A 1,169-nucleotide genomic window follows, 5' to 3' on the forward strand; every position below is an offset into this window, starting at 1 on the left:
CGCCCAGCGCGTAGAGGCCCGCGGAATCGGCGTCGAGCACGATGCGGGCCAGCAGCAGATCCAGCGACGTCAACGCGATCAACGCGAGTTGCACCTGCGAGGCGCGCAGCACCGCCCCGGTGTTCGGCACCCACGACGTCGCTTCTTCGCCCCCACGCCCCACCAGCAGCGACGCGGCCACCGCCACCACCCCGGTCCCTACGGCGCCGGCGAACAGTGCCGCACCGGGACCGCCGCCGACCGCGAGCACCGCGACGGCCGGCACCACCTTCGCGATGCCGGCCACGGCCAGGACGGCGCTGAGCGCCGCGAACCGGCCCCGGCCCTGCAGCAGTCCCTGCTCGGCCGCCAGCAACACCAGCAGCGGCGCGGTCACCAGCGACCCGAACGCACCCGCGACGCTCGTGTCGAGCGCCCACGCGACCACCGGAACCAGTATCAGCGCGACCACGGCCGCCATCGCGGCGCACCGATATCCGAGACGACGGAGCGCGGCGACGCCGCTGCCGTGCACCGCTTCGCGGGCCACCACGGTCTGCAGGGCCAGCGCGGGCACCGCGAGCACGAGCTGCGCCGCGAGGAGAGCGGCGAATTCGCCGTAGCCGGCAGGTCCGAGCCAGCGTCCGGCGGGAAGATGCAGCAGGTAGGACGCGATATTGGCGGTCATTGCGCCGACCGTCACCATCGTCATTCCGGCGACAGCGGTACCGGTGGCCGAGCGGCGCGTCGTCTCTGGTCGCGGCATCCGCCCATCCTCCCATCCGGGGTAACGCCGTAGTCTGCGGCCATGTTCAGGCCGGTGTCGCTGCGTACCAGTTCTCGGCGGTCCCGGTCGCCGGGCCGGGCCGCGGTCCCGCTCTGGTCGCTGGCGCTGACGTTCGTGGTGCTCGGGCCGCTGCTCACCTCGCGTGGCAGCTATCTGCTCCTGCGTGATGCGGTGAGCACGCCGCGGTCGTTCCTCACCGACTCGGCGCTCGGCCTGTCCGACGCCGCGGCCCGCGCGGTACCGCAGGATGCGCTGCTCGCCGCGGTCACCTCCGTCGTCGACGGTGGTGTCGCGGTGACGGCGATCCTCTCGGTGTCGGTGTGGGCGGCCGGGTACGGCGCTGCGCGGCTCGTAGCCGTGCTGCTACCCACCGCGGGCACGCCCGCACAACTCGTCGCCGCGA

Annotated in this window: 2 pseudogenes; one reads left to right on the forward strand and one right to left on the reverse strand. The window is 73.5% G+C overall.

The features are described from left to right. A pseudogene (locus Q8814_RS26210) lies at positions 1 to 745 on the reverse strand (polysaccharide biosynthesis protein); the annotation flags it as partial. Positions 746 to 787: 42 nt separating this feature from the next. Here Q8814_RS26210 and Q8814_RS26215 point away from each other — a divergent pair. After that, positions 788 to 1,169 (forward strand): annotated as a pseudogene (locus tag Q8814_RS26215) (hypothetical protein); the annotation flags it as partial.

Source organism: Rhodococcus chondri (assembly GCF_036327435.1).
GTDB lineage: Bacteria > Actinomycetota > Actinomycetes > Mycobacteriales > Mycobacteriaceae > Rhodococcus > Rhodococcus chondri.